Origin of the sequence: uncultured Sphingomonas sp., from assembly GCF_902806265.1 — a bacterium.
In the GTDB taxonomy this organism is placed as follows: Bacteria; Pseudomonadota; Alphaproteobacteria; order Sphingomonadales; family Sphingomonadaceae; genus Sphingomicrobium.
The window spans coordinates 1-6,314 of the sequence record NZ_CADCVZ010000050.1; the positions used below are offsets into that span (position 1 = coordinate 1).

Consider the following 6,314-nt stretch of genomic DNA (forward strand, 5'->3'; position numbering starts at 1 on the left):
ATGCACCGCCGCCGCGCCCGGTTCCGCCCTACTGGTCCAGGAAGGACCGCATCTTCCGGCTGCGGCTCGGATGCTTGAGCTTGCGCAGGGCCTTGGCCTCGATCTGCCGGATGCGCTCGCGGGTGACGCTGAACTGCTGTCCCACCTCTTCCAGCGTGTGGTCAGTGTTCATGCCGATGCCGAAGCGCATGCGTAGCACGCGCTCCTCGCGTGGCGTCAGTGAGGCCAGGACCCGGGTAACGGTTTCCTTGAGGTTCGACTGGATCGCCGCATCGACCGGGATGACCGCGTTCTTGTCCTCGATGAAGTCGCCGAGGTGGCTGTCTTCCTCGTCGCCGATGGGGGTCTCGAGGCTGATCGGCTCCTTGGCGATCTTGAGGACCTTGCGGACCTTTTCGAGCGGCATGGATAGGCGCTCGGCCAGCTCCTCGGGGGTCGCCTCGCGGCCGGTCTCGTGGAGGAACTGACGGCTGGTGCGGACCAGCTTGTTGATCGTTTCGATCATATGCACCGGGATGCGGATGGTCCGCGCCTGGTCGGCGATCGAGCGGGTGATCGCCTGCCGGATCCACCAGGTGGCATAGGTCGAGAATTTGTAGCCGCGGCGATACTCGAACTTGTCGACCGCCTTCATCAGACCGATGTTGCCCTCCTGGATCAGGTCCAGGAACTGCAGCCCGCGGTTGGTGTATTTCTTGGCAATGGAGATGACGAGGCGGAGGTTGGCTTCGACCATCTCCTTCTTGGCGATGCGCGCCTCGCGCTCGGCCTTTTGGACTTGGTTCACGATCTTGCGGAACTCGGCCAGGTTCATGCCGGTGGCCTGCGCGATCTCGCCCATCTCGGTGCGGATGCGGTCCACCGTGTCGCGCTCGGCGGCGGCAAAGGCGGCGAACTTCTTGTCGAGCTTGGCCACGCGGTCGAGCCAGCTGTCGTCGAGCTCCGAACCCATGTAGCTGTCGAGGAACGCCTTGCGCGGCACGCGGTGGCGCTCGGCCAAGCGCAGCATCTGCCCGCCGAGCGCGGTCAGGCGCCGGTTGTAACTGTATAGCTGCTCGACCAGGAACTCGATCTTGGAGCCGTGGAACTGAACGCTCTCCACCTCGGCGGTGAGCTGTTCCGAGAGCCTCTGGTACTTCTTCTCGTCCGTTGGTGCGAAATCGCGGCCGCCGCCCATGGCGGTGAGGCGCGCTTCCTGAAGCTTGGAGAACTTGCGATACAGATCGGTGATGGAGGCGAACTTCTCCAGCGCCTGCGGCTTGAGCTGCTCCTCCATCTGGGCGAGGCTGAGGGTGTTGTCCTCTTCCTCTTCCTCGGCCGGCTTGGGGGCGCGGCGTTCGACCATGTCGTCGTCGTCATCGTCGGCGGCGGCCGCGGGCTCGTCCGCGGGCTCCTCGTCTTCCTTGATGGTCGGACCGGCAAGCGAGGCGCTGATCTCGCCTTCGCCTTCCTCGCCTTCTTCGCTCGCGTTGATCTGCTCGGCCGTCGGCCCCTTGGACAGCATCGCCTCAAGGTCGAGGATCTCGCGTAGCTGCATGCGGCCCTCGTTGAGGGCGTTCGACCAGCTGATGATCGCGTTGAAGGTGATCGGGCTCTCGCACAGACCCCAGATCATGGTGTCACGGCCGGCCTCGATGCGCTTGGCGATGGCGATCTCGCCCTCGCGGGAGAGCAGTTCCACCGCACCCATCTCGCGCAGGTACATGCGGACCGGGTCATCGGTGCGGTCGACCGCTTCCTTCTTGGTTGCCGCCGCAGGGCGCGGGCCGCCGTCGTCGAGCGGATCGACGTCTTCCTCGTCGTCGTCCGCCGCGGCCTGTTGCTTCGCAGCCTCGCCGTCCTCGTCGTCGCCGACGTCTTCGTTCTCGACGACCTGCACGCCCATCTCGTTGAGCGCCGACATGACGTCTTCGATCTGGTCGGGCGACATCTGGTCGGAGGGCAGCGCCTCGTTGAGTTCGTCGACCGTGATGATCCCACGCTTCTTCGCGCGAGCGATCATCCGCTTGATCGACGCGTCGTTGAGGTCCAGGAGGGGAGCGTCGCCGCTCTCGGTTGTTTCGGTTTCGGTTGCTTCGGTCTTCGCCATGTTGCGCTGCGCTTAGTCGGTGGCGGTCAATTTCGCCAGCCGTTCGTTTGTTTCATTCTGTGCGGCGTGCAGCCGCAGCTGCTCGTCGAACGCTCGTTCGTCTCCGTTCTTCAACCGTTCCGTCGCATGTGCCAGCGCCGCGGCGATCTCCCGCTGCGCGCTCAGCGTCTCGATGGCAACGCCCAAGTCGCGCTGGGCGCGCTGCGGGTCGCTGTCGGGCCGGCTGAAGGTGAAGCCCATGCCGCCGCCGCGCGTCCCCTGATCCAGGTGAGTTGCTGCTCCGGCATCTCGCAATATGGTGGCGACCCTTTCCCTATCAAGCGCTTGTCCATCCATGGCTGCGTCGAGCAGCAGGTCGCGGACGCGGGAAGCGTTGCGGTCGGCGAAGGAAAAGGCGGCCAGCGCCTCCGCGTGCCCGGCGATCGCTTCGGGGTAGAGGGCAAGGCCGGCCAGGATCGCGCGGGCGGTTGGGCGGTCGATGCCCTGCTGCCCGATCGTCCTGGCGGCCGCGCTGGCGGGGGGCGGAGGCGGGACGAAGCCGCGGCCTTTGACCCATTGGCCGCGCTGCTGGGGACGAACAGGCGGGCGGCCGCGAACGGTGAGCGCGTCGAAGCGGGACAGCCATTCCTCGCGGTAGAGGAGCGACAAGGAGCGGTCGGCGATGGCGGCGGCATGCTGGAGGAGGCGCTGCTTGAGGCCGGCTCGTTCCTCCGGGGTAGCGAGGGGCGTAGCCTCCTGCTCGTGTCGCCACAGCCGGTCCACCAGCGGCTGGGGGCTTTCGAGCAGCGCTTCCAAGGCGTCGCGGCCGCCCGAGCGGACCAGATCGTCAGGGTCCTGCCCAGCTGGCAGCGCGACGAAGCGCAAGGTCCGCTCGGGCGCGAGGTGGGGGAGGGCACGCAGAGCAGCACGGACCGCCGCTTTCTGTCCCGCGGTATCGCCGTCAAAGCACAGGATCGGCGCGGGGTCGAGGCGCCAGAGTCGTTCCAATTGCGCTTCGGTGAGCGCTGTACCGTTGGGCGCGACCGCCTCGGCGAAACCGGCCTGGTCGAGGGCGATCACGTCCATATAGCCTTCGACCACGATCACCCGCTTGGCCTGGCGCGAGGCCGGGCCGGCGCGGTCGATGTTGTAGAGGGTGCGACCCTTGTCGAAGAGCACGGTCTCGGGCGAGTTGAGGTATTTGGGCTCGCCCGGCCCGAGCAGGCGGCCGCCGAACGCGATCACCCGGCTGCGATTGTCGCGGATTGGGATCATCAGGCGGTCGCGAAAGCGGTCGTAGGTGTCGCCACCATCATCGGGGCGGATGAGCATGCCGGTATCGACGAGCTTGTCCTCGCCTTGGCTTGCCAGCGCCCGCTTGAGGTTGGTTCGACCAGCGGGAGCGAGCCCGAGGCCGAAGCGCTGCACCGTCAGCGGCTTGATGCCGCGTCCCTGCAGATAGTCGCGGGCAGCCACGCCCTCCGAACCGCCCAACTGCTCGGCGAACCAGTGCTGCGCCGCCGCCATGACGTCGGTGAGATCGGTGCTGCGCTCCGCCCGCTCGCGCGACCGCGGGTCCGGCGCGGGTACCTCCATCCCGGCCTTGGCCGCGAGCTCCTTCACCGCATCCATGAACGGCAGGCCCCGTGCATCGGTCAGGAAGCGGATCGCATCGCCATGCGCCTGACAGCCGAAGCAATGGTAGAAGCCCTTGTCGTCGTTAACTGTGAAGCTGGGCGTCTTTTCGTTGTGGAAAGGGCAGCACGCCTTCCACTCGCGCCCGGCCTTGGTGAGTTTGACGTCTGGCGCGATGACGGCCGAGAGGAGAGTGCGGGCTCGCAGCTCGTCGAGGAAGGCGGGACTCAGCGTCATCGCAGGTCAGGCTAACCCGCGAGGGCGGCCTTCACTAGAGCGCTCGCCCGCGCCGGCTCGATGCTGCTGGCGTGGCGTTCCTTTACCAGCGCCATGACCCGGCTCATGTCCTTCATGCTGGCCGCGCCCGTTTCCGCGACGATCGCCTGCACTGCGGCGCGGGCCTCGTCCTTGCTTAGCTGCTGGGGCAGGAAGCGCTCGATCACCGCGATCTCCGCTTCCTCCGTCGCGGCCAGCTCCTCACGCCCTCCCTTGCGATAGAGCTCGACCGACTCGCGGCGCTGCTTGATCATCTTCTGGAGGACTTCGGTGACCAGCGCGTCGTCGTCCGCAGGGGCCTTGCCGGTCCGCGCTTCTATGTCGCGATTCTTGATGGCCGACTGGATTAGGCGGATGGTGCCGGTGCCGGCCTTGTCGCCGCCCTTCATCGCGGTCACCAGCGCAGCCTTGATGTGGTCTCGAATCATCGTTCCGTCTCTGCCGGGAAACCGCCAGACCTAACCGCGAGTGGCCGGCCTGACCAGCCGTTGACCCGGGCCCCGCAAGCCCCTAGCCGGGACCCTTAGCGACATCGCCGCAACCGCCCGCAGGAGCCTCTCACCGATGGCCACTCCAACGACCTCGCCTGCGCCTCCACCGGGCGCGACGGGAGTCGTGGTGTTTGCCGACGGCCGGGTCGCCTGGGGGCAGGGGTTCGGGGCCGAGGGCGAGGCGGTGGGCGAACTGTGCTTCAACACCGCGATGACCGGCTACCAGGAGGTGATGACCGACCCCTCCTACGCGCGGCAAGTGGTGTGCTTCACCTTTCCGCACATCGGCAACGTCGGCGCGAACGACGAGGACGTGGAGGCGGCCGATCCGCATGCGCTGGGGTGCATCGTGCGCGAAGCGGTCACTTCGCCGTCGAACTTTCGGTCGAAGGTGGACTTTCCCGAATGGATGGCGCGGCATGGGCGGATCGGGATCGCGGGGCTGGACACGCGGGCGCTGACGCGGCTGGTGCGGCGGGAAGGGCCGCCGACGGTGGTGATCGCGCATCAGGCGCACGGGCGGTTCGACCTGCCCGCGCTGCAGCGGATGGCGCGGGAATGGCCTGGGCTGGAGGGCATGGACCTAGCCAAGGAGGTCAGCCGCGAGCAGCTGGAGGTCTGGAGCGGAGGCAAGTGGTGCCTGGAGTTGGGCTATGACGAGGAAGGCTCACCTTCCGCCGACAGCCGCCCCCACGTCGTCGCCATCGATTACGGCTCCAAGCGCAACATCTTCCGCAACCTGGTCGAGGCCGGGGCGCGGGTCACGATCCTGCCGGCGACCGCCTCGTTCGAGGAGGTGATGGCCCATGAGCCCGACGGCTTCTTCCTGTCGAACGGCCCGGGCGATCCGGCGGCAACTGGGGAGTATGCCATTCCGGTGATCCGGCAGATTCTGGATACGCAGCTCCCGCTGTTCGGCATCTGCCTCGGCCACCAGCTGCTCGCGCTGGCGGTCGGTGGCCAGACGAGCAAGATGTTCCAAGGCCACCGCGGCGCCAACCACCCGGTTAAGCGGCTGGCCGATGGCGCGGTCGAGATCACCAGCATGAACCACGGCTTCGCGGTCTCGCGCGAGCTGCCGGCGGGCGTGCGCGAGACGCATGTGTCGCTATTCGACGGCAGCAACTGCGGCATCGAGTTGCTCGACCGGCCGGCCTTCAGCGTCCAGTATCACCCCGAGGCAAGCCCAGGGCCGCAGGATAGCTTCTATCTGTTTGAGCGGTTTGTGGGGATGATGCGGTGACCCGTGCTGCGCATGAACGGTATGGCGACCTGATGTTCCGCATCCGTCAGCGCTTTGAATTGGCTCGAACCGTGCAGGTCGATGGCAAGGGTTCCTTCACGCGTTCCGAGGTGATTGCATTCCAGCTGAGGAAAATCATCGAAGGAACTGCTTTTGGCTGCTTAATAGCGATTGATCATGGCCTTAAGCATGTTCCGAGGGATGCTGTTGGGCAGTGGGCAGCTGACCAGATCTTTCGCAGCTTAGCCAAGAAGAACATGAAAACGGTGCCGAGCCCTAGCATCATACGAAAGGCTACGGAGGAAGAGCAAGCAGCCCACCAGGCGACGATAGTCGTCCAGGGAACGCCAAGCGTGCGCCTCACAGCCGAGGAACTCATCGACATATACCAGCGTACACATATCTGGCTGCACGAACTCAACCCATTCGTCAGAACCCCGGAGGACCTTCTAAATGTCCAAGAGAATGTTCTATGGGATGACCTTGATCGCGTGTGGCGCTTCCTGGAACGTCACTTCATTAGCATCCGAGGAGAGGGTTTCTTCTGTACCTTGAAGGATAAGGTCGATGAGCAGGTAAAGGTTCTACCTCTGACCAAGGT

The 6,314-nt window shown here is 65.7% G+C and carries 5 protein-coding genes; 2 read left to right on the forward strand and 3 right to left on the reverse strand.

The window, feature by feature from the left end; translation table 11 throughout:
* Positions 1-28: 28 nt before the first annotated feature.
* From rpoD to QZX62_RS09790, 3 genes are read right to left on the reverse strand one after another with little or no spacing between them, the layout of a single operon-like run.
* A complete protein-coding gene (rpoD, locus tag QZX62_RS09780) occupies positions 29-2,089 on the reverse strand; it encodes an RNA polymerase sigma factor RpoD (protein WP_294174056.1) in 2,061 nt (686 codons plus the stop codon).
* A 12-nt stretch (positions 2,090-2,101) separates the two neighbouring features.
* Complete coding sequence (gene dnaG / locus QZX62_RS09785) at positions 2,102-3,940, reverse strand: DNA primase (RefSeq protein ID WP_294174058.1); 1,839 nt, start codon at positions 3,938-3,940, stop codon at positions 2,102-2,104.
* 11 nt (positions 3,941-3,951) lie between these two features.
* Positions 3,952-4,407: a GatB/YqeY domain-containing protein gene (locus QZX62_RS09790; RefSeq protein ID WP_294174060.1), complete on the reverse strand. Its 456-nt coding sequence runs from the start codon at positions 4,405-4,407 to the stop codon at positions 3,952-3,954.
* A 136-nt stretch (positions 4,408-4,543) separates the two neighbouring features.
* On the opposite strand from QZX62_RS09790, the gene carA reads away from it, so the two are divergent.
* Together carA and QZX62_RS09800 are read left to right on the forward strand one after the other, a co-directional pair.
* Positions 4,544-5,713 (forward strand): glutamine-hydrolyzing carbamoyl-phosphate synthase small subunit, encoded by a 1,170-nt coding sequence (carA, locus tag QZX62_RS09795; RefSeq protein ID WP_294174061.1) that lies wholly within the window; start codon positions 4,544-4,546, stop codon positions 5,711-5,713.
* Positions 5,710-6,314 (forward strand): hypothetical protein (locus QZX62_RS09800; protein ID WP_294174063.1); only part of this gene is annotated, 605 nt, incomplete at its 3' end. The genes carA and QZX62_RS09800, both read left to right, overlap by 4 nt.

What these genes read in the sequence shown, in the direction of transcription:
- rpoD (WP_294174056.1), bottom strand. Translation starts at nt 2,089, where the DNA reads ATGGCGAAGACCGAAGCAACCGAAACCGAAACAACCGAGAGCGGCGAC.
- dnaG (WP_294174058.1), bottom strand. Translation starts at nt 3,940, where the DNA reads ATGACGCTGAGTCCCGCCTTCCTCGACGAGCTGCGAGCCCGCACTCTC.
- QZX62_RS09790 (WP_294174060.1), bottom strand. Translation starts at nt 4,407, where the DNA reads ATGATTCGAGACCACATCAAGGCTGCGCTGGTGACCGCGATGAAGGGC.
- carA (WP_294174061.1), top strand. Translation starts at nt 4,544, where the DNA reads ATGGCCACTCCAACGACCTCGCCTGCGCCTCCACCGGGCGCGACGGGA.